This is a genomic window from Klebsiella sp. JN_Kp126 (assembly GCF_033843325.1).
Classification (GTDB): Bacteria; Pseudomonadota; Gammaproteobacteria; order Enterobacterales; family Enterobacteriaceae; genus Klebsiella; species Klebsiella michiganensis.
In genome coordinates this window covers 83,923-110,915 of sequence record NZ_JAWXQV010000086.1, presented here as the reverse complement: position 1 = coordinate 110,915, position 26,993 = coordinate 83,923, and the positions used below count along the sequence as shown (strand labels likewise).

Sequence of the window (26,993 nt, the reverse complement as noted above, 5' to 3'; positions counted from 1 at the left end):
TGCTAACGCGCCGCGAGCCACGCAGCGTAGCGCTCGGGCCACTCGACGCTGGGCGTACCGGCCCGGCCCAGCGCAAAACCGTGACCGCCGCTGGCGTAACGATACAGGGTGACCGGGACCTGATGCTGACGGCAGGCGGCGGCCATTATCAACGTATTGTGCGGATCGGAGACATTATCGTCCTCCGCCTGAACCAGAAAACAGGGCGGCGTCCGCCCGCTGACCCAGGTTTGTACCGACCAGGCGCGATCGACCTCCTCCGCGGCGTGAGGCCCGGCGAGGAGCCGATGGGTGGCGGTATGGGTGTACGGAGGTTCGAGGGAAATCACCGGATAAATCAGCGCGGCGCCGTCGGCCCGGGGCGGGGTGTCGTCCACGCCGTCGATCGGCGGGTAAGAGGCAAAATCGGCGCGACAGGCAGCCATTCCCGACAAATGTCCGCCGGCGGAAAACCCCAGAAGGCTGACTTTGGCTTCCCGCTGACGAATCAGGCGCAGCGCCCGCTGAGCGTCCTGCAGCGGAGCAAGGCCGCCCGCTTGCCACCCCTCCCCGGGAAGACGATAGGTCAGCACGTACGCGGTATAGCCGCGCATCGTTAGCCAGCGCGCAGCGGGCCAGGCCTCCTTCGCCATTTCAATGCGTCGATAGCCGCCGCCGGCAGCAATTAATACGCCGTGACCGCGTGGCGCTGCGGGACGCCATACCGTCAGTTCAGGCTGGGCGATATGGCTTAGCGCGCCGCGTGCCGATAAGCGAACGGGGCCGTCCGGTCCGCCGCCGCCGGGAGGCACGCCAGGCCACAGGCGGATCGTTTGCTGGCTTTCAGCGGCGCGAAGACGACCGTCCGCCAGCAGCGCGGCGGCGCTTAAAAACAAAAAATGGCGTCGGTTCATCGGCGGCTCCTGAGACGGAAATTAGTCATTAACGAGCTTGAGTTCCAGCCAGTCCACCACCAGACCCGGCTTGATAAAATCAAAGCCTACACGATATTTCCCCGACTGTAGCTCAATCCGACACAGCTTCTGCACAATCTCACGACCGAACGTACCGTTGGTCTGGATCGTCGCCACAAATTGTTCATTAAGCAGCAGGTTGCAGGCGGTTTGTGCGAGCGGCGCACCGTTAGCGTGAACGCTCACCAGCACGTCATAAACCGCTGTTCGCTCAACGCTCAGCACCAGTTCCTCGTCGTAGCGCAGCCGCGACTGCTCGGCGATTTTAATTGCGCCAGGACAGGCCCCATCGCACGCAGGATCCGCCGCCAGGCGAATAATCCCCGCCCGCGGCATCTCCCCGCGCTTAAAGACCTGCGTCTGCAGCATAAAGTCGAGGATGTTTATCGCGCAGCGCTGAAGCTCACCGAGCGTTAGCTCGCCTGTCGCCAGCGCCGCCAGGGTATTATCTCCCCCCGCATTAACTTCCGCGCCGTTATTATTGACCACCATATAAAGGTCGTTCTGCGCGCGGATCATCGCCGCGGTGTTGTGAGTGCTCGCCGCGCCGCCATCGATGGGATCGTTCATCGTTGCCCACCAGTCGGTCATCACGATCCCGCGAAAGCCCCACTCCTCGCGCAGTACGGTGGTGGTGAGATCGTAGTTGGATGCGGCATGGTGGCCGTTGACCGGGTTATAAGCGGTCATTACCGCATTTGCGCCGCCGGATTTCACCGCATACTCAAAACCTTTGAGATAGATTTCACGCAGCGCGCGCTCTGACACCACCGAATCCGCTTTGGCTCTGGCGAACTCCTGATTGTTGCAGGCAAAGTGCTTGAGGGTGGCAATCCCGCCGCCGCTGCGAATGCCGCGAACCACCGCCGCCGCCATCATCCCCGTGAGCAGCGGATCTTCGGAAAAGTACTCAAAATTACGCCCGTTCAGCGGATGGCGCTGGATGTTCATCCCCGGCCCTAACAGCAGGTCGATACCGTTGCGCAGCAGCTCTTTGCCTTCCATCACGTATAAGCGTTCCACGAGGATCGGGTCCCAGCTGGAGGCCAATAATGTTCCGCTGGGAAGCAAAGTGGCCTTTGCGCCGTTATCCATGCGAATCCCGGATGGGCCGTCGGCGGTCGATGCCAGAGGAATACCTTTTTCCAGCAGGCTGTCGGCCACGCCGCCAAAAGCCGACGCGACGCCGGGCGTCACTTTGTGGCTACACATGCCTTCTCCGCGCACCAGGCAGGCCAGCTCCTCAACAGACAGCTGAGCAACAAAGGCATTCATCGTGGTACGCCCTTCAGCCACGTCGTTGAGGGTCAGTCCCTGGTTACCGGTAAGGGTGATAGCCTCTGGCAAACGCTCCTCAATGCGCGCGCGCAGATTAATCTCCCGCCGCGGCACGTCCTCCCACTCGATCTGATAGCGCCCATCATCGCCGTCCGCGACCGGTTTTATACGTACGAAAGGCACCGTCGGCGCCAGCACCTGCTGATGGCAGGAGAGGATCCGCAGCGTTTTCTGCGCGTACCCCGCCTCGCCGTCAACCGGCAGCGGCTGTAGATCGCGCACGCTGTTACCAAGCAGCAAACGATAAAGCCCTGGCTCCATCACATAACAGTGTGGATGCCCGGTCGCCCCGCTATCGTCCAGAGAAGCAAAGCGTTCCAGCGGGATCGATAACGTTAAGGTTTCGCTTTCCCCCGGTTGCAGCAGGCGAGTTTTGGCAAAAGCCACCAGCGCTTTGGCCGGTTTGCCGAGCGCGCCCTGCGGCGCCTGGAGGTAGATTTGCACCACTTCTTTGCCCGCGAAGCGCTCCCCGCGATTGGTCACGGTGACGGTCGCCTTGATCAGGTCGCCAAAGGTCTCCGCCCGCGCCGATTGCAGGGTGAAAGAGGTGTATGAGAGACCAAAGCCAAAGGGGAACTGCAGACGCTGCGGACAAAAGGTTTCGAAGTAGCGATAGCCGACGTAAATATCCTCCTGATAGAGGCTTTGCGCTTCCGCTCCCCAGCAGGGGGATGCCGGATGGTCGTCGAGAGAGATCGCGATGCTGCCTACCAGCTTGCCGGATGGCGTCACCTCACCATAGAGCAGCGAAGTAGCCGCCTGAGCGCCGTCGGCGCCGCCGTGCCAGACGTAGAGCAGCGCACGAATGCGTTGACGCAGCCGCGGATCGTCAGCCCATGAGAGATCGATAAGCCCGGCGGTATTCAGCACCACCGCCACGTCATCAAATTCGCCGCAGACCTGATGCAGCAGGTTCATTTCGTCGGCGGTGAGCCGATAGCCACCTTCCACGTCGGCGTTGTCCCGATCCTCTCCCGCGGTACGCCCGAAAACAATCACTGCCTGGCTGGAGAAAGCGCGCGCCTGACGAATCTGCTCATCGCTCAGCGGCATCTCCTGCTGGCACCAGGGTTCCGCTGCCCAGCCCCCTCCGCCGTTGTCGAAGGGGTGTTGTTCAACCCAGCGTTCGTAGAGTCCGGCCAGCTGCGTATTCAGCCTCACCCCGTTTCGCGCACGCATCGCCTGCAGCAAGGTTGTGCTGCTCACCACGTTAACCGCCCCGCCGGAACCGGTACCGCTGCGATAGTAGTCAATCTGCGTTCGGCCAAATAACGATAGCGGCCGTTCGGGAGCGAGCGGCAACATTTGGCCATCGTTTCTCAACAGCACCGCGCCTTCGGCAGCGGCGGCGGCGGCAAATTCGGCAAACCCTTCCAGCGGCGTCCCCGCTTGACTGTCATACATGGTGTTGTCCTGTTAACTCATGCCCCGACAGGAGGCTTAATAGCATAATGAACAGAGCCCGCGAAATGCGGGCTCCGCTGTGCTCAGAAGAAATACTTGAAGCGCAGCCGGCCGCCGTAGCGGGAGTCTTCCTGGCCGTCGCCGTTGTTCGGGTGGGATTCAATCCAGGATGCGTAGGCGCCCAGATAGATGTTGAAGTTCTTCATATTCATCACGTTCGGAAACAGATACGACGCATGAATGGTGTGGATATCATATTTTCCCGGATCGGCGATCCAGCAGTTATCGTCGCAGTTAGCGATAAAGTTAGCGGTATTAAAGCTTTCAATCTTGTTATGCGCGTAAATGTAGCCCAGCTCAATACCGTGCCACAGGGAGTTCACCCCCGCGGTAAAGTCGGTTTCATCTTCGGCATCCATATAAGCGACGTTAAGGTTGGTCACCACGCCATCCAGCGGATCGGTTTTTTGCCCGTTCCACGTCATCGTATAGCCATAGCCGGTGCGGCTGGACTGGTCGACCCAGCGCCCTTTCGCATCGTGATAGCCATAGGCGTTATTCACCACGTTGCTCTCCATGGCGATGGCGGTGGAGAAGCGTCCGCTGTTCCACGCAATAACCGGGCGTAAATAGGCGACATTTTTCTCATTTTCCAGTTCAGTACCGTGATACTGCTGGTCCTGGAACAGCGTGCTGCCGTTTTCCAGCAGGGTATTGAGTTCGAAATACCAGTTATCAAGGGTTTTGCTCATCAGGAAGTTGCCGCCGCTGCTGCTGCGGCCGCGCCCTTCCTTCATCATGTAGATATAGCCATAGCCGTCGCTGTAGAGATCGTTGGCGGTGTTCCCGGAGTATTCCACGAACGTATCCTGATTCAGCGGGAACATATCGTAGGCTTCGAAACGGCCGACCTTCACCTTCCAGTCGTTCTCCTGGCCAAAGAAGAATACCGCATCATCAAGATTCATTTTGCCGTTCAGGTCAGCCAGCGGCTGGACGGAAAAACCGGCAAAGCTGCGGTTATCCATTTTGCGCATACCGTCAAAACCTAGCAGCAGGCGGCCATTAATATCCCAGCGTTCGTTATTGCCCGGCACCCAATCTTTATTCGCCGTGGTTTTTACCGAAGTCAGGCTACCGCTGCTGCTGGCGCCATCCATATTGAATTCCACATCGCCATAAAATTTGATATCCCCGTAGCCGGACAGCGTCAGTGTCGTCGGCTCCGCGCCCGGTGCGACGGGCTCGGCGGATTCCACTTTTACGGTTGGTGCGCTTTTCGCCACAGCGGCCTGCTGCCGGGTTAAGGTCTGAATTTTCGCTTCCGCATCGGCCGCCCGTTGCTCAGCATTTATTAAGCGCTGTTCCAGCTGCGCTAAACGCTTTTCAATATCCGCAGGAGCATTATTTGTCGCTGCCCAAAGGCCAGAGGAGAACAGGCCACTAATAACCAGAGCTATATACTTTACTTTCATTATTAACATCCCTAATTACATTATTATTTGTTTCATCCAGGGTAAAACCAGGGCTATCCAGAGAAATAGTCTGTACAGCCCTTTAAATACGGCGTTGAATAATCAGGATTCAGCGAAGGTTCCGTGGTTTAAATCATCGACGATGCCGTTCATTCTCTTTTCCGTTAAGCCGTAGAATTTAATAGAGACGGCGGTAAGAACATAAAAAACAGAAGGAACCAGGGTGAACAACAGCACCACGCCCTGCACCGCTGAAGCTGGCTGCACCGCGGTGTTAGCGGCGTAATGGTAATAGGCCAATATCCAGCCGAGGATCGCCCCGCCAACGGCGACGCCCAGCTTGATAACAAAGATATTTGCCGCAACGTTCATACCGGTAATACGCCGCTGGGTTTTCCATTCGCCATAGTTATTCACGTCGGTAATCATCGACCACTGCAGCGCGCCGTTGCCGCCCTGAATAATAGAAATCAGAATATGCACGCCGAGCACCGCAATCCAGTATTGCACCGGAACGATAAAGCAGACCACGCCCAGCGCGGCGGTGAGCAGGTTAATCCAGAAAGAGAGTCGGACCTTACAAAAACGCGTCCCGAAGGGCTTGGCCAGTACCGAACCCAGCATGGAGGCAAACATCCCGCCGAGCATGAATATCGTTATCACGTCGGCGCCTTTATGCAGCACGCTATTCACATAGTAGACGACGGCGCCACCGCGAATTACTACGGCGACCAGCATCATAAAATTGTAAACGGAAAGAATACGCCACTGATCGTTACGAAAAAGTATTTTCACGTCCCGCGCTACGTTCAGATTCTCTTCTTTAATCGGCTGCACGCGCTCTTTGGTGGTGGCGAAGCAGGTGATAAACATCAGGCAGCCGATAACGCCAAACAGGGCCATCGAGACCTGAATGCCGGTCGCGCGGTCGCCGGGATAGAGAAAGTCAGCCAGCGGTAAAATAAACGCGGTACCGAGCGCGCCGCCGATTGGGGTGATAGCGAAACGCCAGGACTGCAGCGAGAGGCTTTCGCGTGGATCGGAGGTCAGCGCCGCGCCCAGCGAGCAGTAAGGAATATTAATCGCCGTATACATCAGGGTCATAAATATATAGGCCGCCACGGCGTAGGCAATTTTTCCGGAGTCGGAGAAAGAGGGAATGGAATACACCAGCACGCAGCTCACCGCAAAGGGGACGCAGATCGCCAGCAGCCAGGGGCGGAAACGGCCCCTGCGGGTTGAGGTGGCGTCAGCAATCGCGCCCATAATCGGATCGGTAATCGCATCCAGCAGACGGACCAGCAAAAACATCGTCCCCATCACGGCGGGCGGCAGGCCATAAATATCGGTATAAAAATAAGCCAGAATAGCCACGGACGAGTCAAATACAATGTGACTGGCCGCGTCCCCCAGGCTATAGCCTATTTTCTCTCTGACAGAAATTTTGTCGCCAGCAGACATACACCACTCCTTTATGCAAAATGAAACCGGTTTCTGTAATGTCTGCATTTTTTACTTATCCGCTATGCAGGCGCCATTATGTTTTTTAATTAATTATTTATGTTTTTTAATTTATGTGATCCTGTCAGCCTTCAGTCATATTAATCCCGGGAATTTTGTCTGACAGATCACAGGTTTTCATCCTTTGCGCAATTTTTAAAAGGCGATAAATATGACCATTATTGTCACAGATAAACTTCAGTTCCGTTTTCTATTTACTGGCATCACTATTGAACGGTGTTTTTTATTTGCACAAAAACATTCATAACGTAAATAACGTCATGCCAGTTTCATATGATTAAGATTATAATATTGTGCTTAGCACAATAGTGCCGGTTGGGTGCCGGCCAGTGGGCGGTAAATACTCTGTTTTCGCGTAAAATGTTACCTCGGACACGCGCAGCGGCGGATATTCGTCTAAGGTTTTCTGATGGCCGAATGCAGTGGCACATAGTCTGCAATGATAAGGAGAACAATCTATGACGAGTCCCGTTTCCCGTCGCCCCGCTACCCTGCCTTTTGCTCTTCGTCTGGCGCTAGGGGGCGCGTTTGTCGCCCTGGCGACGTTGACGGCTCAGGCTGAAGAAACCCGTCCCACCCCGCAATCACCCGATATCCTGCTCGGTCCGCTATTTAACGATGTGCAAAGCGCGAAACTTTTTTCTGACCAGAAAACGTTTGCTGACGCCATTCCGAACGGCGACCCGCTGATGATCCTTGCCGATTATCGTATGCAGAAAAGCCAGACCAGCTTTGATTTGCGGCACTTCGTCGAACTCAACTTTACCCTGCCTCGCGAAAACGACCAGTACGTTCCGCCAAAAGGACAAACGCTGCGCCAGCATATCAACGGATTATGGCCCGTACTGACCCGCAGTACCGTCGACGTCGAAAAATGGGATTCGCTGCTGCCGCTGCCAAAGCCCTACGTGGTGCCCGGCGGACGCTTTCGCGAAGTCTATTACTGGGACAGCTACTTCACCATGCTCGGTCTCGCTGAGAGCGGCCACTGGGATAAAATTGAAGATATGGTGACCAACTTCGCCGCGGAGATCGACGCCTGGGGCCATATTCCCAACGGCAACCGCACCTACTATCTGAGCCGCTCGCAGCCGCCGTTCTTCCCGTTTATGGTTGAACTGCTGGCCACGCACGAGGGCGATGAGGCGCTCAAAAAATGGCTGCCGCAGATGGAGAAAGAGTACCAGTACTGGATGGATGGCGCTGAGGCGCTTGAGCCCGGCAGCGCCAGTAAGCGCGTGGTGCGGATGGCCGACGGTGCCCTGCTCAACCGCTACTGGGACGATAACGACACGCCGCGTCCGGAATCCTGGCTGGACGACGTCACAACCGCCAAAAACAATCCCAACCGCCCGGCCACTGAAATCTACCGCGATCTGCGCTCCGCCGCGGCATCCGGCTGGGACTTCAGCTCCCGCTGGATGGATAACCCGCAGCAGCTCGGCACCATCCGCACCACCTCGATTGTTCCGGTCGATCTGAACTCGCTGATGTTCCACATGGAAAAAACCATCGCCCGCGCCAGTAAAGCGGCAGGGGATAGCGCTAAATCCGCGCAGTATGACGCATTAGCCAACGCCCGTCAGAAAGCGCTGGAGAAATATCTGTGGAATGATAAAGAGGGCTGGTACGCCGATTACGATCTGAAAAGTCATAAGGTGCGCAATCAGCTGACCGCCGCGGCGCTGTTCCCGCTGTACGTCAACGCCGCCTCCAGCGAACGCGCCGCGAAGGTCGCCGCCGCCACCGAAGCGCGACTGCTCAAGCCCGGCGGCCTGACCACCACGACCGTCAATAGCGGCCAGCAGTGGGATGCGCCGAACGGCTGGGCGCCGCTGCAGTGGGTTGCCGCTGAAGGCCTGCAAAAGTATGGCCAGCAGAAAATCGCAATGGAGGTGAGCTGGCGGTTCCTCAGCAACGTTCAGCACACCTACAACAGCGAACAGAAGCTGGTGGAAAAATATGATGTCAGCTCGACCGGAACAGGCGGCGGTGGCGGAGAGTATCCGCTACAGGACGGCTTTGGCTGGACCAACGGCGTCACCCTGAAGATGCTGGACCTGGTGTGTCCGAAAGAGAAGCCGTGTGACTCCGTCCCCACCGCGCGCCCGGCGGCGAATGACGACAACGGCAAAGCGGCGGACGTCTCGGCGCAGCCTGCCGCTCAGCAGCCGGCTGCGGTAGAGGAGAAAAAAGTCGCGCCGTAAACCTCCGCGCGGCGGGGGGCCGCCGCGCGTCTTTATCAATTTGCAGTTCCAGAATCGGCCGGGCCGATGGCTCCCCGGCAAGCTGAGCCTGCGGGGAGCGCCCTTTACATGGCGTCCAGCGCCTTCTGCAGCTTCCAGATATAGCGCGGCGCCTGCGGTGCCGGGTGCTTTTTCACCACGTGCTCAAAGAAATCATCGGCGTCCATATCGTTAATCTCTTCAATCGCATCCTGGCGATTGGACGAGAACGTCCGCAGCAGCGCGCCCGCGCCGTTGGCATAGGACACCACCACCGCATAGCGCATCACCTGCGGGTCTTTAATCCCCGCCAGCGGACCGTTTTCGAGGATGCTGAGGTAGGCCGCCCCCATCGAAATATTGCGCTCGGGATTCTTCAGCTCGCTCACCGAAGGATCTCCGCTCCAGCCCATCCGCCGGTAAACATCGCGACCGGAGGTCGAGGGCTTCAGCTGCATCAGGCCAACCGCGCCGGATTTGCTGACCACCGTCGGGTTACCGCCGGACTCAATGGCGATGATGGCGGTAATCAGCTGGGGATCGACGCCCCACGCCGCACCGGCTTTTTCGCTGATTGGCATCCACTGCATCGCCCGCTTAACCGGGACTTCCGGGTTCCACGGCGGGTTACGATAATCGTGTTTTGAACTACAACCGGCCAACAATACACATAAAAAAACACACCATCTCAATTTCACACATCTATCCTTATTGGCTGAAGTTTGCCGCACGGAGATGACAATAAACGCTCCAGGCGGCATGATAACCCTTTCATTCTTAGCAAGGAATTGTCATGTCTCAGTTTTATCTCGTCGCCCCTTCCGGTTACTGCATCAACCAGGAGGCGGCGTATCGCGGCGTGCAGCGTCTGCAGGAGGCCGGGCACCAGGTCACGCACCAGGAAGTCATTCCCCGCCGGGCGCTGCGCTTTGCCGGAACTGAGAATGAACGCCTTGCCGATATCAACCAGCTCGCCGCCCTCGCCGGTAAAAACCGCATCGTGCTGGCGGTACGCGGCGGCTACGGCGCGACTCGCCTGCTGCCGCAGATTGACTGGCAGGCGCTGATCGCGCGCCAGCAGCAGGATCCGCTGCTTATTTGCGGCCACAGCGATTTCACCGCCATCCAGCTGGGGCTGCTGGCAAAGGGTAGCATAATCACTTTTAGCGGGCCGATGCTGGCGGGAAACTTCGGCGCTGAAACGCTGAACGAATTTACCGAGCACCATTTCTGGCAGGCGCTGCGCAACCCGGCGTTTACGCTCGAATGGCACGGTGAAGGCCCGGACTGTCGCGCCGACGGCACGCTGTGGGGCGGCAACCTGGCGATGCTGGCTTCGCTTATCGGCACTCCGTGGATGCCGCAGATTAGCGACGGAATTCTGGTGGTGGAAGATATTAACGAACACCCGTTCCGCGTCGAACGCATGCTATTACAGCTGCTCAACAGCGGTATTCTCGCGCGCCAGCGGGCGATTATCCTCGGCAGTTTTACCGGCGCAGACGCCAACGACTACGATGCCGGATACGATCTGCCGATGGTATACGACTACCTTCGCCAGCAGCTTAACATTCCGGTCATCAGCGGCCTGGATTTCGGTCACGAGCAGCGTACGGTCACCCTGCCGCTTGGCGCCAGAGCATTGCTGGTCAACAACGCATCCATCACCACGTTAAGCATCAGCGGCCACCCGGTTCTGGCGGAATAAAAATTCCTCTAACGCATATCCCGATCGGCGTCAGATTGTTAAAATGGTGTAGTTTTTAATTTATCTTCACGCCGGTAAGGAGTACGTCAACATTGGACGCCGCTGCGGTCATCAGTCTGTTTATCCTGGGTTCTGTTTTAGTAACCTGTAGTATTTTATTAAGTTCCTTTTCCTCACGCCTCGGTATCCCGATTCTGGTTATCTTCCTGGCGATTGGGATGCTGGCGGGCATTGACGGTATCGGCGGCATTCCGTTTGACAACTACCCTTTCGCCTACATGGTGAGCAACCTGGCGCTGGCGGTTATCCTGCTTGACGGCGGGATGCGCACTCAGGCCAGCTCTTTTCGCGTGGCGCTGTGGCCCGCCCTCTCGCTCGCCACGGTCGGGGTGTTGATCACCTCGGCCCTGACCGGACTGATGGCGGCCTGGCTGTTTCATCTCAACCTGATTGAAGGGCTGCTGATCGGCGCTATCGTCGGCTCAACCGATGCCGCGGCGGTGTTCTCACTCCTCGGCGGTAAAGGGCTGAACGAACGCGTCGGCTCGACGCTGGAAATTGAATCCGGCAGCAACGACCCGATGGCGGTGTTCCTGACCATTACTCTTATCGAGATGATTCAGCAGCACGAGACCGGCCTGAGCTGGATGTTCGCGGTGCATATCGTGCAGCAGTTCGGGTTGGGTATCGCTATTGGCCTCGGCGGCGGCTATCTGCTGCTGCAGATGATTAATCGCATTGTGCTGCCGGCCGGGCTTTATCCTCTGCTGGCGCTGAGCGGCGGGATCATGATTTTCGCCGCCACCACCTCGCTGGACGGCAGCGGCATCCTCGCGGTCTACCTGTGCGGATTCCTGCTCGGCAACCGGCCGATTCGCAACCGCCACGGTATCCTGCAAAACTTCGACGGCCTGGCGTGGCTGGCGCAGATCGCCATGTTCCTGGTGCTCGGCCTGCTGGTCACCCCGTCCGACCTGTGGCCTATCGCCATCCCGGCGCTCATTCTGTCGATGTGGATGATCTTTATCGCCCGTCCGCTGTCGGTGTTTGCCGGTCTGCTGCCGTTTCGCGGCTTCAACCTGCGCGAGCGGATATTTATCAGCTGGGTGGGCCTGCGCGGCGCGGTGCCGATTATTCTCGCCGTCTTCCCGATGATGGCGGGCCTGGAGAATGCGCGGTTGTTCTTTAACGTGGCCTTCTTCGTGGTGCTGGTCTCGCTGCTTTTACAGGGGACCTCGCTCTCCTGGGCGGCGAAGAAAGCCAAAGTGGTGGTGCCGCCGGTCGGCTCGCCCATCTCCCGCGTCGGGCTGGATATCCATCCGGAAAACCCGTGGGAGCAGTTCGTGTACCAGCTTAGCGCCGAAAAATGGTGCGTCGGCGCGGCGCTGCGCGACCTGCATATGCCGCCGGAGACGCGGATTGCCGCGCTGTTTCGCGACAACGTACTCCTGCACCCTACCGGCAGTACCCGACTGCTGGAAGGCGATATTCTCTGCGTGATTGGCCGCGAGCGCGACCTGCCCGCGCTGGGTAAACTGTTCAGCCAGTCGCCGCCGGTGGCGCTGGATCAGCGCTTCTTCGGTGATTTTATTCTCGATGCCAGTGCCAGATTTGCCGACGTCGCGCAGATTTACGGCATTGACGGGGGAGAAGAGTTTCGCGATCGCCAGCAGTCTCTGGGTGACGTCATACAGCACCTGTTAGGCGCCGCCCCGGTGGTCGGCGACCAGGTGGAATTTGCCGGGATGGTGTGGACGGTGGCGGAAAAAGAAGAGGATCACGTACTGCGGGTTGGCGTACGGATGGCGGAAGATGAGGCGGAGTGATCCGCCTCAGGCTAAGTTACACCGTCACAACCGGTACGCGCGGCGCGAGCGCGCACATTAATTCATATCCGACGGTGCCGCAGGCGGCCGCGACATCGTCAATTTTGATCTCTTTGCCCCACAGCTCAACCGGCGCGCCGATCCCTGCCTGCGGGCATGGGGTCAAATCCACGGCCAGCATATCCATTGAGATGCGCCCGACCGTCACGGTGCGTACGCCGTCAACCAGCACCGGCGTACCGCTCGGCGCCAGCCGCGGGTAACCATCAGCATAGCCGCAGGCAACGATGCCGATACGCCGCTCCTCCGCCGCGCGCCAGGTTGCGCCGTAGCCGACCGCTTCACCGGCTTTCAGGTTCTGTACGGCAATAATTTCGCTGCTTAGCGTCATCACCGGTTTCAGCCCGGTGTTGGCCACGTCCTGCCACAGGCCGGAAGGCGAGGCGCCGTACAGCACGATCCCCGGCCTCACCCAGTTAAAATGCGACTCCGGATGCCACAAGGTTGCCGCCGAGTTCGCCAGCGAGCGCGGGCAATCCAGCCCTTCCGCCGCCTGCTCAATGCGCCGCATCGGCTCGACAATGCCGTCCGGGTTTTCCGCTTCGGCGAAATGCGACATTAACGTCATTTCGCTGACGTTACCGAGCGCTCGCAGCTGCTGCCAGACGATGTGCAAACGGTCCGGCATAAAACCCAGCCGATTCATCCCGCTATTCACCTTGACGTAAATATCGAGGGGGGCGTGCAGCTTCGCCTGCTGCAGCGCCTTGATTTGCCAGTTACTGTGCACGCTGGTAGTCAATCGGTATTTATCAAACAGCGCCAGCTCATCGGCATGGAAGAAACCTTCCAGCATCAGTATCGGCCCTTTCCAGCCGAGCTCGCGCAGCAGGATCGCCTCTTCAAGATTGAGCATCGCGAAACCGTCCGCGGCGCTCAGCGCGTTCCAGACCCTTGCCAGGCCGTGGCCATAAGCATTGGCTTTGACCACCGCCCACAGGCGCGAGCCGGGCGCCGCGCGGCGAACAATGTGTTGATTCTGGCGTAAGGCTGACATATCAATGCTGGCCTTTACAGGACGAGACATGAAAGCTCCTTGTTAATTGTGAACGCCATGCAGATGCTGAGCGCGGGCCGGCGTAAAGCCGCGGCCGTAGCGGGCGACGGCAAGATCGTCATACGGGATCGCCGGCGTACGCCCGGAGATCAGATCGCTGATCAGCTGGCCTGAACCGCAGGCCATGGTCCATCCCAGCGTGCCGTGGCCGGTGTTGAGCCACAGATTTTTATACGCCGTGCGGCCCACCACCGGCGTACCGTCCGGGGTCATCGGACGCAGTCCGGTCCAGAAGGTTGCCTGTTCAACGTGGCCGCCGCGCGGGAACAGATCGCGCACCACCATCTCCAGGGTTTCACGCCGCGGCTGCAGCAGTTCTTTATTAAATCCAACAATTTCCGCCATTCCGCCAACGCGAATACGCCTGTCGAAACGGGTGATGGCGATTTTGTAGGTTTCATCAAGGATAGTCGAAACCGGCGCGCCGTCTTCTTCCGCGATCGGAATCGTTAGCGAATAGCCTTTCAGCGGGTAGACCGGAATATCCACCAGCCCTTTCAGCATGGCCGTCGAATATGATCCGAATGCCATCACGTAAGCGTCGGCTTTGATGATTTCAGCGCCGCACTTCACGCCGGAGATGAGATCCCCTTCATAGAGCAGTTCATCCACCGGTGTATTAAAACGGAAAGTCACGCCCGCCTGTTCCGCCATCAGGGCCAGACGCGTGGTGAAAAGCTGGCAGTCGCCGGTTTCATCATTAGGTAAACGTAAACCGCCCGTCAGTTTATGGCTCACTTCCGCCAGCGCCGGTTCAACGTCCAGCAGGCGGTTTGCCTCCAGCAGCTGGTAAGGCACGCCCGCCTCCTGCAGTACCGCGATATCGCGGGTCGCGTTTTCGAACTGCTTGTCGGTGCGGAAAAGCTGCAGCGTGCCGCCCTGCCGGCCTTCATACTGGATACCGGTGCTCTCGCGCAGCGCCTTCAGGCAGTCGCGGCTGTACTCCGCCAGGCGCACCATACGCCCTTTGTTTTCCATATAGTGGCGAGTGTCGCAGTTGCGCAGCATCTGCCACATCCATTTCAGCTGGAACGGAGTGCCATCCAGCCCGATAGCCAGCGGCGCGTGGCGCTGGAACATCCACTTAATCGCCTTCAACGGTACTCCCGGCGCCGCCCACGGCGCAGCGTAGCCGGGAGAGATCTGCCCGGCGTTAGCGGCGCTGGTCTCTTCGGCCGGCCCCGGCTGACGATCGATAACCGTCACTTCATGTCCTGCCTGGCTTAAGTACCAGGCGCTAGCGACTCCAACTACCCCACTTCCCAGTATGACGACGCGCATAGCGGCTCCGTAATCGTTAAAGAACAATCATCTGATTACAAATTGATAACTCAGATGAAAATATTATTCAACATACGCTTTATTTATGGTGACTTATCTCACAGGGTTCTGCGCCAGCACTGCCCCCGTCGGTTTACCATCTCCTGCTGCGCCTCATTTTTCTACAGAATAAAATCCTGTTTAAACCGTAAAACAACGCCTTTAAGATTGTGAAATCGCGAAGAAAAGAAAATGCGGATGCACGCAGTTTGCGACGCCGTGTTCTATGCTTGTTAAGAGGTTTTCCGTACAGAGAGAACCATCAACAACGAGGGCGCGCTAATGGCTACGATTGATTCCATGAACAAGGACACAACCCGTTTAAGCGATGGACCCGACTGGACTTTTGAGCTGCTGGAGACCTATCTGGCAGAAGTCGATCGGGTGGCGAAGCTGTATCGTCTTGACACCTATCCGCACCAAATCGAAGTCATTACTTCCGAACAGATGATGGATGCCTACTCCAGCGTCGGGATGCCGATTAACTATCCGCACTGGTCGTTTGGTAAAAAATTCATTGAGACCGAACAGGCCTATAAGCACGGGCAACAGGGGCTGGCCTATGAAATCGTCATTAACTCCAACCCCTGTATCGCCTATTTGATGGAAGAGAACACCATCACCATGCAGGCGCTGGTGATGGCGCACGCCTGCTACGGGCACAACTCGTTTTTCAAAAATAACTACCTCTTTCGCAGCTGGACCGACGCCAGCTCCATCATCGACTATCTCATCTTCGCGCGTAAATACATCACCGAATGTGAAGAGCGCTACGGCGTTGATGAAGTCGAGAAGCTGCTCGACTCCTGCCACGCCTTGATGAACTACGGCGTTGACCGCTATAAACGCCCGCAGAAAATCTCGCTGCAGGAGGAAAAAGCGCGGCAAAAAAGCCGGGAAGAGTATCTGCAAAGCCAGGTGAATATGCTGTGGCGCACCCTGCCGAAGCGCGAAGAGGAAAAGACCATTGAAGCGGCGCGCCGCTATCCCTCTGAGCCGCAGGAAAACCTGCTCTACTTTATGGAGAAAAACGCGCCCCTGCTGGAGCCATGGCAGCGTGAGATCCTGCGTATCGTGCGTAAGGTCAGCCAGTATTTTTATCCACAGAAGCAGACTCAGGTGATGAACGAAGGCTGGGCGACCTTCTGGCACTACACCATCCTGAATCATCTTTATGATGAAGGAAAAGTCACCGAGCGCTTTATGCTGGAGTTTCTGCACAGCCACACCAACGTGGTGTTCCAGCCGCCCTATAACAGCCAGTGGTATAGCGGCATTAACCCCTATGCGCTGGGTTTCGCCATGTTCCAGGATATCAAACGTATTTGTCAGTCGCCGACGGAAGAGGACAGGTACTGGTTCCCGGATATTGCCGGATCCGACTGGCTCGAAACCCTGCACTTCGCCATGCGCGATTTCAAGGATGAAAGCTTTATCAGCCAGTTCCTGTCGCCGAAAATCATGCGCGATTTCCGCTTCTTTACCGTGCTCGATGACGATCACAACAACTATCTGGAAATATCCGCCATTCATAATGAAGAGGGATATCGTGAGATTCGTTCGAAGCTTTCAGCGCAGTACAACCTGAGCAACCTCGAGCCGAACATTCAGGTATGGAATGTGGATCTGCGCGGCGACCGTTCGCTCACCCTGCGCTACGTGCCGCACAACCGCGTGCCGCTGGATAAAGGCCGCCGCGAGGTGCTGAAGCACGTCCACCGCCTGTGGGGATTTGACGTTCTTCTGGAGCAGCAAAACGCCGATGGTAGCGTTGAGCTGCTGGAACGTACGCCGCCGCGGCCCAATCCGCTGTAGCGCGTAAACAGCAAAACGCCCGGTGACAGCACCGGGCGTTGTTTATTCGTGGGCGGGGCCTAGCGCATATTAATCGCCAGGTCACCCGGCAAATTCTTCTGCATACGATGCCAAATCTCCCCGCTGTCATGCCCGTAGCGGCGAACGATTTCATAAACCTGTTCATGAAGCCCTTCTTCACATACTTTCGCCAGCTGATGATAGAAGCCGAGCGCCAGGCTACGCGCTTCCGGGTTGGCAAAATAGTGACGACCTATGCGGGTGTACAGACCTTTCATCCCGTTGAGGATCAGGCCGTAGATGGGGTTACCTGAAGCAAAGGCCAGACCGCGGAAGATATTATAATCCAGCTCGGCAAACGCATCGGCGTGGTCTTCAATTTCACGCGCGCTCGCCAGAACCTCCAGCGCCTTATCCGGGTGCTGACGGAAAGCGGTGCGGATAAAAATAGTCGAAATATTGGTACGCACGGACAGCAGATTATCAATCAGCTGCGGAACGCTGTCGTGATCGAGACGCGCGAGGGTTTCGAGAATATTCAGACCTGACGTTTCCCAGAAGTTGTTCACTTTGGTAGGCTTACCGTGCTGAATGGTTAACCAGCCATCGCGGGCCAGACGCTGCAACACTTCACGTAAGGTTGTACGGGTAACACCAATCAGTTCAGAAAGTTCACGTTCAGCGGGAAGAATTGAACCAGGAGGGAAGCGGTTATTCCAGATACTTTCAATGATGTACTCTTCAGCGAAACCCGCAGGGCTTTGCGCCTTAATGACCATAATAAGATTTCCATTACACAGCGTTGCTATTCGACTCATCATACCAGAGCGGCCATAAGGCAGATAGCGCCAGAAAGTAATTAAAAAGGGATCGCCGTTTCATTTTCAACTTTTCATTTCACACTTTCTGTGGCTAAAGAACGTGATGCGAAGAAAGTTGCGTCTCGTTTTGCGCAACTGGTAATCTTGCGTATAGTTACGCATAAAATCATGTTTCAGAATTTGACGGAGAAAGGATGTCTGTCGTGGAAATGTCGTATGGCCGCGCCCTGTGGCGCAACTTTCTTGGTCAGTCCCCGGACTGGTACAAACTCACTCTCATCATTTTCCTGATCGTTAATCCGCTGGTCTTTTATCTTCATCCGTTTATTGCCGGATGGCTGCTGGTTATCGAATTTATCTTCACCCTGGCGATGGCGCTTAAATGTTATCCGCTGCTGCCGGGCGGCCTGCTGGCTATTGAAGCGGTATTTATCGGTATGACCACGCCCGGGCATATTCGCGAAGAAGTGGCCAGTAATCTTGAAGTCCTGCTGCTGCTGATGTTTATGGTGGCGGGTATCTACTTCATGAAGCAGCTGCTGCTGTTCATCTTCACCCGTTTGCTGCTCGGCATTCGCAGCAAGATGCTGCTGTCGCTGGCGTTTTGCGTCGCGTCCGCTTTCCTCTCCGCCTTCCTCGACGCGTTGACCGTTGTCGCCGTCGTGATCAGCGTAGCCGTTGGCTTCTACGGTATTTATCACAAAGCCGCTTCGGCGCGGCCGGACGATGACAACATGCTCGACGACAGCCATATCGAGCAGCACTATCGCGATGTTCTGGAGCAGTTTCGCGGCTTCTTGCGCAGCCTGATGATGCACGCCGGGGTCGGCACCGCGCTCGGCGGCGTAATGACGATGGTCGGCGAACCGCAGAACCTGATTATTGCCAAAGCCGCGGGCTGGCACTTCGGTGAATTCTTCATACGCATGCTGCCGGTAAGCTTACCGGTGCTGGTATGCGGCCTGCTCACCTGCCTGCTGCTGGAGAAATTCCGCCTGTTTGGCTACGGCGAACCGCTGCCGCCTACGGTGCGCAAAGTGCTACAGGATTTCGACGATCGTAGCCGTCAGAGCCGCAGCCGTCAGGATCGCCTGCGTCTTATCGCCCAGGGGGTTATTGGCGTCTGGCTGATCGTTGCGCTGGCGCTGCATCTGGCGGAAGTCGGCCTGATTGGCCTGTCGGTCATCATTCTGGCAACGACTTTTTCCGGCGTCACCGACGAACACGCCATCGGCAAAGCGTTTACCGAAGCGCTGCCGTTTACCGCGCTGCTGACGGTCTTTTTTGCCGTCGTGGCGGTGATCATCGATCAGCACCTGTTTGCCCCGGTGATCGAATTTGTTCTCCAGGCCTCGCCGCACGCCCAGCTATCGCTGTTCTATCTGTTTAACGGCCTGCTATCGTCGATTTCGGATAACGTCTTCGTCGGCACCGTGTACATCAACGAAGTGAAGACGGCCCTGGAGCATGGGACGATCGGCCTGCCGCAGTTTGAGCTGCTGGCGGTGGCCATTAATACCGGTACTAACCTGCCATCCGTCGCCACGCCGAACGGTCAGGCCGCGTTTCTGTTCCTGCTCACCTCCGCGCTGGCCCCGCTGATTCGCCTCTCCTATGGCCGTATGGTGTGGATGGCGCTGCCGTATACTCTCGTCCTGACCCTGGTGGGCCTGGCGTGCGTCGAGTTTACCTTGATGCCGGCGACCCAGTGGATGCTGGAGCAGGGTTGGCTGGTGACGCCTCAGCTGCTGAAATAAAAAAGCAATACCCGGATCAAAAATCCGGGTATTCCATATTCGCTTACGTAATATTTTCAGACTAGCTGCTGGCGTCGCTTCGGTTTTCGTTTACACTGCCATGATTTAGCATGTTCCAGGGAAATGATTATGTTGCGATATTTAAACCAGTGCTCAAGGGGACGCGGTGCCTGGCTCCTGATGGCGCTTACCGCGTTTGTTCTTGAATTGGTTGCTTTGTGGTTCCAGCACGTCATGCTGCTGCAACCCTGCGTACTCTGTATTTACGAACGCTGCGCGCTTTTTGGCATTATGGGTGCCGGTATTGTCGGCGCCATCGCGCCAAAATCGCCTCTGCGCTATGTGGCGATTATTATCTGGCTCTACAGCGCCCTGCGCGGGCTGCAGCTGGCATGGGAACACACCATGATTCAGCTTCACCCTTCCCCCTTCCAGACCTGCGATTTCGCCGCTCGTTTCCCCACGTGGCTGCCGCTGGATAAATGGCTGCCTCAGGTATTTGTCGCCACCGGTGACTGCTCCGTACGCCAGTGGGAATTCCTGACGCTGGAAATGCCGCAGTGGCTGGTCGGGATCTTCGCCGCCTATCTGGTTGTCGGCGCGCTGGTGCTTATCGCACAGCCGTTTAAACCTAAAAAGCGCGATCTGTTTGGCCGCTAAGAACGATTGCTGATAAAGCGCTCCTCCGGGAGCGTTTTTTTTGCCTGCACGTTGACGTCGGTCACATAAAGTTGCATATTAAATGCAACTTATCGATGTTAACTAAGGAGCACATGATGTCTCATTTGCGTATTCCCGCTAGCTGGAAGGTAAAACGCTCCACCCCATTCTTTACCAAACAGAACGTCCCTGCCGCTCTGCTGACGCACCACAACACCGCTGCGGGTGTTTTCGGCCAGCTTTGCGTGATGGAAGGTACGGTAACCTATTATGGTTTCGCCGACGAACAGGCGACAGAGCCTGAAGCAAAGGTCGTTATCAACGCCGGACAGTTCGCGACCAGCCCGCCGCAGTACTGGCACCGCATTGAACTTAGCGACGACGCGCAGTTCAATATTAACTTTTGGGTTGCAGATGACGCCGACGGTGAAAGCGGGCTATTCCACGCGAAGAAAGGCTAACTGAGCGCCTACTGCGCCCAGTCTGGTTTGTTCAGGATATGGTCCTGCCAGTCAACCACCGTGGATTCTTTCACTGCAATATGGCGAACGGAGATGCGTTCGCCATGCATCGCCGCCTTCGAACCGGTTAACAGCGGGTGCCAGTGCGGCAGCGGTTGACCTTCCGCCAGCAGACGATAGGCGCAGGTCGGCGGCAGCCATTCAAACGTAGGCAGGTTGTCGCGGGTGAGCTTAATGCAGTCCGGTTCATATTCGAAACGGCGCTCATAGTTACGGCACTGGCAGGTTTTGATATTAAGCTGACGGCAGGCGACGTTGGTGAAGTAGATTTCGTCGGTATCCTCATCCATCAGCTTATGCAGGCAGCACTGTCCGCAGCCGTCGCAAAGTGATTCCCACTCCGCATCGCTCATTTCATCCAGTGTTTTGTGTTGCCAGAAAGGTTGTTCGCTCATTGGGATGTCCGTCATTGCAGTTCAGGGTGCACCTTATAACCAGTCTGGCACGCCGATGCAAGTTTTGCCGCCCGGAGAAGGCGGCAAGCGGTCGTTACAGCACGCGGGTGGTCAGCGAAAACCCGTTAAAACCGACTTCCAGCTCGTCGCCGCTGGCGAGCGGCCCCACGCCTTCCGGGGTGCCGGTCAGCACCACATCACCGGCTTTCAGGGTGAAGAAGCGCGACATATAGGCGATCAGCGGCACAATTTTATGAATCATGTCGGCCGTCGTGCCCTGCTGGCGCACCTCGCCGTTTACCTTCAGGCTCAGCGGCGTATTCTGCGCGTCGCCGTGAAATTCGCCGGCGGGAATAAACCCCGAAATCGGGCAGGAGTTATCAAAGCCTTTCGCCTTTTCCCACGGCTGCCCGGCTTTTTTCATTTTGCCCTGCAGATCGCGCAGAGTGAGGTCCAGCGCCACGCCATAGCCGGCGATGGCTTTGAGCACATGTTCGTCCGTCGCCTGACGCAGCGTGCCGCCAATCAGCACCGCCAGCTCAACCTCGTGGTGCACCGACCCCAGCCCCTCAGGAAGCACCAACGGCTGGCGGATGTCGCATAGCGCCGTCTCAGGTTTAATAAACAGCACCGGCTCTTCCGGCGTCGCACTGCCCATCTCCTTGATGTGTTTTGCGTAGTTGCTGCCCACGCACACCACTTTGCTTACCGGATAATCCAGTAGCGCACCCTGCCAGTTATGATGTTGGTACATTGTTTTCCCTCTGTGGGTTAATCAGATTTATTCCCCTGTTCCGCCAGGTGTTTCTTGAGTAAATTTTCAGACGGAGGAGGGAGCTGAAGGTAATAGCCCTGATCGGCCAGCGCCTGTTTCACTTTATCCAAATCGGCGTGGATGAGTTTTTTTCGCCCATCGAGCGGTAAAATCATTGCCAGTTTGGGCGTACCGAAGCTATACATTAATTCGTCAGGAACGCGGGAGAAATCGTCCTTTTTTTCGACATATAAATAGGTTTGCTCACGTTTAGTACTTCGATAGATCACACAAAACATAGTTTTACTCGGAATTAGACCTGTGGTCACTTGCCTCTATATATGAGTGACTATAACATGCCTTTTAGTCTTCGGAATATCACCGCACTTCAGCGAGTGATAAACAGCAAATTGAGTAAGGCCAGGATGTCAAATACGCCAATCGAACTTAAGGGCAGTAGCTTCACCTTATCTGTGATTCATTTGCACGATGCAAATCCCGAGGTTATTCGTCAGGCGTTAGAAGACAAAATCGCCCAGGCTCCCGCCTTTTTACGTCATGCCCCCGTGGTGGTGAATATCAGCAGCATTGAAGATGACGTCGACTGGCGCCCTCTTCATGAGGCTATCGCGGCTACCGGCCTGCGTATTATGGGCGTAAGCGGATGTAAACTTCCTCGGCTGAAAACCGAAATTGACCGCGCCGGGATCCCTTTATTAACCGAAGGGAAAGAAAAAATTACCCGTCAGGCCGCGCCAGAACCCGTTGCCCCGCCGCCAGCTGTTAATCAGATCACAAAAACGCGCTTGATCGATCAGCCGGTACGTTCCGGTCAGCGTATTTATGCGCCACACTGTGATCTAATTGTTACAAACCATGTGAGTGCCGGGGCTGAACTTATTGCCGATGGTAATATCCATGTATATGGCATGATGCGGGGACGTGCGCTTGCCGGCGCCGGCGGCGACAGAGACGCCCAAATATTTTGCAGCAACCTCTCGGCGGAACTGGTTTCCATCGCCGGGGAATACTGGCTGAGTGATAACATTCCGGCCGAATTTTATGGCAAAGCGGCCCGTCTACGTTTAGACGACAGCGCTTTGACGATTCAATCGTTGAATTAATCCCTTTTTAACAAGGAATTTCTATGGCACGCATTATTGTTGTGACTTCGGGTAAAGGAGGCGTTGGCAAGACCACCTCCAGCGCGGCCATCGCTACTGGTTTGGCCCAGAAGGGAAAGAAAACGGTCGTTATCGACTTCGACATCGGCCTGCGTAACCTCGATCTGATCATGGGCTGTGAACGCCGGGTCGTTTATGACTTCGTCAACGTCATCCAGGGCGATGCCACGTTGAACCAGGCGCTGATTAAAGACAAGCGCACGGAAAACCTCTACATCCTTCCGGCCTCCCAGACGCGTGACAAAGACGCCCTGACCCGCGAAGGCGTAGACAAAGTTCTCGAAGAACTGAAAAAAATGGATTTTGATTTTATCGTCTGTGACTCCCCTGCAGGCATCGAAACCGGTGCGCTGATGGCGCTGTACTTCGCTGATGAAGCCATCATCACCACCAACCCGGAAGTCTCCTCCGTTCGCGACTCCGACCGTATCCTTGGCATCCTGGCCTCCAAATCCCGCCGCGCGGAAAGGGGCGAAGATCCGATTAAAGAGCATCTGCTGCTGACGCGCTATAACCCAGGCCGCGTGAACAAAGGTGACATGCTGAGCATGGAAGACGTGCTGGAAATTCTGCGCATCAATCTGGTGGGCGTGATTCCGGAAGATCAGTCCGTGCTGCGCGCGTCTAACCAGGGCGAACCGGTTATTCTGGATGACGCCTCGGATGCGGGTAAAGCCTATGCCGATACCGTTGAACGTCTGCTCGGAGAAGAACGCCCTTTCCGCTTCGTAGAAGAAGAGAAGAAAGGTTTCCTCAAACGCCTGTTCGGAGGATAAATTATGGCATTACTCGACTTTTTTCTCTCGCGGAAAAAGAACACGGCCAACATTGCGAAAGAGCGCCTGCAAATTATCGTCGCGGAGCGCCGCCGCGGCGACGCTGAACCGCACTATCTTCCGCAGCTGCGCAAAGACATTCTCGAAGTGATTTGCAAGTATGTGCAAATCGACCCGGAAATGGTCAGCGTACAGCTGGAGCAGAGGGACGGTGATATTTCGATTCTGGAGCTGAACGTGACCCTGCCGGAAACTGAAGAGTCGAAGTCCTGAGCCTGAAGGTATAAAAAAACCGGCAACGCTGCGCGAAGCCGGTTTTTCTCTATGCCGTTCGGCGCTAGCGCGGGTAGTCGCTCAATAGCGCATTCAGGCGATCGGCCATCAATTCTCCGCGCCAGCCGGAAACCAGTTCAGGCTGCCCGTTGCCGTTTTTAAGCCCCCAGTGCCAGTTCAGCAGCTGGTTAATCTGTCTTCTTGAGGCCAGCAGCTCCGCGCTGACGCCCTTCTCGGCGCTCACGGTCTGCACAAGCGCTTTGATATCCTTAAACAGCTTGCGGTAGCCCGGCATGTCGATCAGGTTCTGCAGCGGCTCTGGCAGCGCCTCTTCCGGCAGCGCCTGCGCTTTCTCGACGAGGCCGATCAGCGTCTTGCCGTGGAAACGAATTTCGCTGCCCGAGAGTCCGAGGCTGTCAAGCTCCCCGAGGCTGGTGGGCATATAGCGCGCCACGTTCCACAAATGCTCTTCCCGGATCACAAAGTTGACGGCCAGATCGCGCTCGCGCGCTTTGCGCAGACGCCACTCCGCCAGCAGCTGCAGGCAGCCCAGCTGACGAGTACGCAGCTGCCAGGCATTACCGATATCGCGCCACGCCTCGGCGGGATCCTGAATCTCCTGACGCCGCTGCTGCATCAGCTGACATTCATCCAGGGCGGCGGAGAGCCAGCCTGCGCTGTCGGTTTCAGCCATCAGCTTTCCGGCAATCGGCAGCAGGTACCAGACGTCGGCGGCAGCATAAATGCACTGGCGTTCGGTCAGCGGGCGCGCCAGCCAGTCGGTGCGGGACTCGCTCTTGTCCAGCGCCACGCCGGTAAACTCTTCCACCATCGACGCAAAGCCCCACGACATCGGGCGGCCGCAAAAAGCGGCGAGAATTTGCGTGTCGATCAGCGGCTGCGGCATCAAATGAAAAGCATTGAGGAATACTTCCAGATCTTCACTGCCGGCGTGCAGAAATTTGGTCACATCTTTATTCAGCAGCAGTTCACGCATCGGTTCCCAGTCGGTGATGACCAGCGGGTCAATCAGCGAAACCTGGCTGCCGTCGAACAGCTGGAGCAGACCGAGCTGCGGGTAGTAGGTACGAGTACGGACAAATTCCGTATCCAGCGCGATGGCGGAAACCGCGCTTGCCGCGTCGCAGACGGCGCGAAGGCCATCGTTGGTGGTGATCATCTGATAGTTCAAATCATACTCTCTTAACTTGCGCCCATAAAAAACGCCGGCTTAGCCGGCGTCTGGCGATTCACTCTTAGCTCAGGCTTTATTGTCTACTTTAGCACGGGCTTCGTCACGCAGTTCTCGACGTAAAATTTTCCCGACGTTGGATTTCGGCAGCTCATCGCGAAACTCCACCAGCTTCGGCACCTTGTAGCCGGTTAGCTGGCGACGGCAGAAAGCGATCAGCATCTCTTCCGTCAGCGCCGGATCTTTCTTGACCACGAAAATCTTCACCGCTTCACCGCTGCTGCCGGACGGCACGCCGACCGCGGCCACTTCCTGAACCCCGGCGTGCTGCATCACCACATCTTCGATTTCATTCGGATAGACGTTGAAGCCCGAGACAAGAATCATATCTTTTTTGCGATCGACGATACGCAGGAAGCCCTCTTCATCCATCACCGCGATATCGCCGGTATGCAGCCAGCCGTCTTTGATAATTTCAGCGGTCGCGTCCGGACGCTGCCAGTAGCCCAGCATCACCTGCGGCCCTTTCACGCACAGCTCTCCCGGTTCTCCCGGCGCGACTTCATTATCGTCATCACCCACCAGCTTCGCTTCGGTGGAGGGCACCGGCAGGCCGATACTGCCGCTGTGATAATCGATATCGTGCGGATTGACGCTCACCAGCGGCGCGCACTCCGTCAGGCCATAGCCTTCCAGCAGATACTGCCCGGTCAGCTTAACCCAGCGCTCCGCCACCACCTGCTGTACCGGCATTCCGCCGCCGGCGGAGAGATGCAGTGAAGAGAAATCGAGCTGCTGAAACTCTTTGTTATTGAGCAGCGCGTTAAACAGGGTGTTGACCCCGGTCATCGCGGTGAAGGGATATTTCGCCAGCTCTTTGACCAGGCCTGGAATATCGCGCGGATTGGTGATCAGCAGGTTCTGCCCGCCCAGCTCTATAAACAGCAGACAGTTCATGGTCAGGGCAAAAATGTGGTACAGCGGTAGCGCGGTAACAACCAGCTCTTTACCGCGGTGCAGCAGCGGCCCGTAGGTGCCGTTGACCTGCTCAAGGTTCGCCAGCATATTACGATGAGTCAGCATCGCCCCCTTCGCCACGCCGGTGGTCCCGCCGGTGTACTGGAGAAAAGCGAGATCCTGAGAGACGATTTCCGGCTTAATGTACTGCATACGGTAGCCATGCTGCAGCGCGCTGCGAAACGAGATGGCGTCCGGCAGATGATATTTTGGCACCAGCCGTTTGATGTACTTCACCACAAAGTTAACCAGCGTCCCTTTCGCCGTGGAAAGCTGATCGCCCATGCGGGTTAAGATCACGTGCTTGACCTGGGTTTTATCAACCACCTTTTCCAGGGTATGCGCGAAGTTGGAAACGATCACAATGGCGGCGGCGCCGCTGTCGTTGAGCTGGTGCTCCAGTTCGCGCGGGGTGTAAAGCGGATTAACGTTCACCACGATCATGCCGGCGCGCAGAATACCAAACAGCGCCACCGGATACTGCAGCAGGTTAGGCATCATCAGGGCGACGCGGTCGCCTTTTTGCAGGCCTAACCCTTCCTGTAGATAAGCGGCGAACGCCCGACTGCGCTCCTCCAGCTTACGGTAGGTCATCACCTCGCCCATATTGATAAAGGCCGGCTGATCGGCATAGCGGCGGACGGCGTGTTCAAACAGTTCAACCAGGGATTGATAGCGGTCAGGGTTTATCTCCGCAGGAACGTCCGCGGGATAACGGTTTAGCCAAACCTTTTTCACTGCATCACCTCTGAAATAGTTATTCGTCGTCATCACAGCCCCTGATCAACAAACATTTTGTTAACATTATATTAACTCAGCGTACCAGTTTATTAATTAGCCGTTGTACAGGTTGCGAAGCGCGTCACTATTTATTTTTCTTATTTGACTGAAAACGAAGAAACAGCGGACCAGCCGCTGTTTCTTTTTGCTTACAAAGACTA

Annotated in this window: 23 protein-coding genes; 10 read left to right on the top strand and 13 right to left on the bottom strand. The window is 56.6% G+C overall.

Going from position 1 to position 26,993, the window contains the following annotated elements; genetic code table 11:
• Window positions 1-2: 2 nt before the first annotated feature.
• The 4 genes from SIK97_RS22305 to SIK97_RS22290 all read right to left on the bottom strand — a co-directional run bounded on the left by SIK97_RS22305 (window position 3) and on the right by SIK97_RS22290 (window position 6,631).
• Entirely contained in the window at window positions 3-893 is an 891-nt protein-coding gene (locus SIK97_RS22305) for an alpha/beta hydrolase (RefSeq protein WP_038424661.1), read from the bottom strand.
• 21 nt (window positions 894-914) lie between these two features.
• Window positions 915-3,695: a glycoside hydrolase family 3 protein gene (locus SIK97_RS22300; protein WP_057173633.1), complete on the bottom strand. Its 2,781-nt coding sequence runs from the start codon at window positions 3,693-3,695 to the stop codon at window positions 915-917.
• 83 nt (window positions 3,696-3,778) lie between these two features.
• Entirely contained in the window at window positions 3,779-5,170 is a 1,392-nt protein-coding gene (locus SIK97_RS22295) for a carbohydrate porin (RefSeq protein ID WP_057173635.1), read from the bottom strand.
• Window positions 5,171-5,272: 102 nt separating this feature from the next.
• Window positions 5,273-6,631 (bottom strand): glycoside-pentoside-hexuronide (GPH):cation symporter, encoded by a 1,359-nt coding sequence (locus SIK97_RS22290; RefSeq protein ID WP_057173636.1) that lies wholly within the window; start codon window positions 6,629-6,631, stop codon window positions 5,273-5,275.
• Between the two features lie 518 nt (window positions 6,632-7,149).
• Between SIK97_RS22290 and SIK97_RS22285 the strand changes: the two genes are divergently transcribed.
• Entirely contained in the window at window positions 7,150-8,898 is a 1,749-nt protein-coding gene (locus SIK97_RS22285) for an alpha,alpha-trehalase (protein WP_025106154.1), read from the top strand.
• Between the two features lie 104 nt (window positions 8,899-9,002).
• Here SIK97_RS22285 and emtA read toward each other — a convergent pair whose 3' ends face one another.
• A complete protein-coding gene (emtA, locus tag SIK97_RS22280; RefSeq protein WP_009651970.1) occupies window positions 9,003-9,614 on the bottom strand; it encodes a membrane-bound lytic murein transglycosylase EmtA in 612 nt (203 codons plus the stop codon).
• A gap of 95 nt (window positions 9,615-9,709) precedes the next feature.
• Here emtA and ldcA point away from each other — a divergent pair, with 95 nt between their 5' ends.
• On the top strand, window positions 9,710-10,624 hold the full coding sequence (ldcA, locus tag SIK97_RS22275) for a muramoyltetrapeptide carboxypeptidase (protein ID WP_057173638.1): 915 nt from the start codon (window positions 9,710-9,712) through the stop codon (window positions 10,622-10,624).
• A gap of 92 nt (window positions 10,625-10,716) precedes the next feature.
• A complete protein-coding gene (locus SIK97_RS22270; RefSeq protein WP_004851981.1) occupies window positions 10,717-12,450 on the top strand; it encodes a potassium/proton antiporter in 1,734 nt (577 codons plus the stop codon).
• 16 nt (window positions 12,451-12,466) lie between these two features.
• On the opposite strand, the gene dadX is transcribed toward SIK97_RS22270, so the two are convergent.
• Together dadX and SIK97_RS22260 are read right to left on the bottom strand one after the other, a co-directional pair.
• Complete coding sequence (gene dadX, locus SIK97_RS22265; protein WP_057173640.1) at window positions 12,467-13,537, bottom strand: catabolic alanine racemase DadX; 1,071 nt, start codon at window positions 13,535-13,537, stop codon at window positions 12,467-12,469.
• 12 nt (window positions 13,538-13,549) lie between these two features.
• Window positions 13,550-14,848 carry a D-amino acid dehydrogenase gene (locus tag SIK97_RS22260; RefSeq protein ID WP_004851984.1) on the bottom strand — a complete coding sequence of 433 codons (1,299 nt, stop codon included), beginning with the start codon at window positions 14,846-14,848 and terminating at the stop codon, window positions 13,550-13,552.
• A gap of 321 nt (window positions 14,849-15,169) precedes the next feature.
• On the opposite strand from SIK97_RS22260, the gene SIK97_RS22255 reads away from it, so the two are divergent.
• Window positions 15,170-16,702, top strand: a complete 1,533-nt coding sequence (locus SIK97_RS22255) for a SpoVR family protein (protein ID WP_004138526.1) — start codon at window positions 15,170-15,172, stop codon at window positions 16,700-16,702.
• Window positions 16,703-16,761: 59 nt separating this feature from the next.
• On the opposite strand, the gene fadR is transcribed toward SIK97_RS22255, so the two are convergent.
• Window positions 16,762-17,481 (bottom strand): fatty acid metabolism transcriptional regulator FadR, encoded by a 720-nt coding sequence (fadR, locus tag SIK97_RS22250; RefSeq protein WP_004851987.1) that lies wholly within the window; start codon window positions 17,479-17,481, stop codon window positions 16,762-16,764.
• A gap of 245 nt (window positions 17,482-17,726) precedes the next feature.
• Between fadR and nhaB the strand changes: the two genes are divergently transcribed.
• The 3 genes from nhaB to SIK97_RS22235 all read left to right on the top strand — a co-directional run bounded on the left by nhaB (window position 17,727) and on the right by SIK97_RS22235 (window position 20,401).
• The gene (nhaB, locus tag SIK97_RS22245) at window positions 17,727-19,280 is read left to right on the top strand and encodes a sodium/proton antiporter NhaB (RefSeq protein WP_025106151.1); all 1,554 of its coding nucleotides are present in this window, start codon (window positions 17,727-17,729) and stop codon (window positions 19,278-19,280) included.
• Between the two features lie 129 nt (window positions 19,281-19,409).
• A complete protein-coding gene (gene dsbB / locus SIK97_RS22240) occupies window positions 19,410-19,940 on the top strand; it encodes a disulfide bond formation protein DsbB (RefSeq protein ID WP_014229804.1) in 531 nt (176 codons plus the stop codon).
• Window positions 19,941-20,056: 116 nt separating this feature from the next.
• Complete coding sequence (locus SIK97_RS22235; RefSeq protein ID WP_004103255.1) at window positions 20,057-20,401, top strand: DUF1971 domain-containing protein; 345 nt, start codon at window positions 20,057-20,059, stop codon at window positions 20,399-20,401.
• Window positions 20,402-20,409: 8 nt separating this feature from the next.
• Here the strand turns inward: SIK97_RS22235 and SIK97_RS22230 are convergent, their stop codons facing one another.
• From SIK97_RS22230 to SIK97_RS22220, 3 genes are all read right to left on the bottom strand, one after another.
• Window positions 20,410-20,856, bottom strand: coding sequence for a YcgN family cysteine cluster protein (locus SIK97_RS22230; RefSeq protein ID WP_004851995.1), 447 nt, complete (start codon window positions 20,854-20,856; stop codon window positions 20,410-20,412).
• A gap of 94 nt (window positions 20,857-20,950) precedes the next feature.
• The gene (locus SIK97_RS22225) at window positions 20,951-21,610 is read right to left on the bottom strand and encodes a fumarylacetoacetate hydrolase family protein (protein ID WP_047723588.1); all 660 of its coding nucleotides are present in this window, start codon (window positions 21,608-21,610) and stop codon (window positions 20,951-20,953) included.
• Between the two features lie 17 nt (window positions 21,611-21,627).
• Window positions 21,628-21,909 carry a YcgL domain-containing protein gene (locus SIK97_RS22220; protein WP_004138522.1) on the bottom strand — a complete coding sequence of 94 codons (282 nt, stop codon included), beginning with the start codon at window positions 21,907-21,909 and terminating at the stop codon, window positions 21,628-21,630.
• 126 nt (window positions 21,910-22,035) lie between these two features.
• Here SIK97_RS22220 and minC point away from each other — a divergent pair, with 126 nt between their 5' ends.
• Genes minC through minE form a run of 3 tightly spaced genes read left to right on the top strand, consistent with a single transcriptional unit; the run spans window position 22,036 to window position 23,843 of the window.
• A complete protein-coding gene (gene minC / locus SIK97_RS22215; protein ID WP_004852000.1) occupies window positions 22,036-22,734 on the top strand; it encodes a septum site-determining protein MinC in 699 nt (232 codons plus the stop codon).
• A gap of 23 nt (window positions 22,735-22,757) precedes the next feature.
• Window positions 22,758-23,570 (top strand): septum site-determining protein MinD, encoded by an 813-nt coding sequence (gene minD / locus SIK97_RS22210; RefSeq protein ID WP_004103267.1) that lies wholly within the window; start codon window positions 22,758-22,760, stop codon window positions 23,568-23,570.
• 3 nt (window positions 23,571-23,573) lie between these two features.
• The gene (gene minE, locus SIK97_RS22205; RefSeq protein WP_002910902.1) at window positions 23,574-23,843 is read left to right on the top strand and encodes a cell division topological specificity factor MinE; all 270 of its coding nucleotides are present in this window, start codon (window positions 23,574-23,576) and stop codon (window positions 23,841-23,843) included.
• A 64-nt stretch (window positions 23,844-23,907) separates the two neighbouring features.
• On the opposite strand, the gene rnd is transcribed toward minE, so the two are convergent.
• Together rnd and fadD are read right to left on the bottom strand one after the other, a co-directional pair.
• Complete coding sequence (rnd, locus tag SIK97_RS22200; RefSeq protein WP_004852003.1) at window positions 23,908-25,023, bottom strand: ribonuclease D; 1,116 nt, start codon at window positions 25,021-25,023, stop codon at window positions 23,908-23,910.
• An 81-nt stretch (window positions 25,024-25,104) separates the two neighbouring features.
• The gene (gene fadD / locus SIK97_RS22195; RefSeq protein ID WP_100248262.1) at window positions 25,105-26,790 is read right to left on the bottom strand and encodes a long-chain-fatty-acid--CoA ligase FadD; all 1,686 of its coding nucleotides are present in this window, start codon (window positions 26,788-26,790) and stop codon (window positions 25,105-25,107) included.
• Window positions 26,791-26,993: the final 203 nt, after the last annotated feature.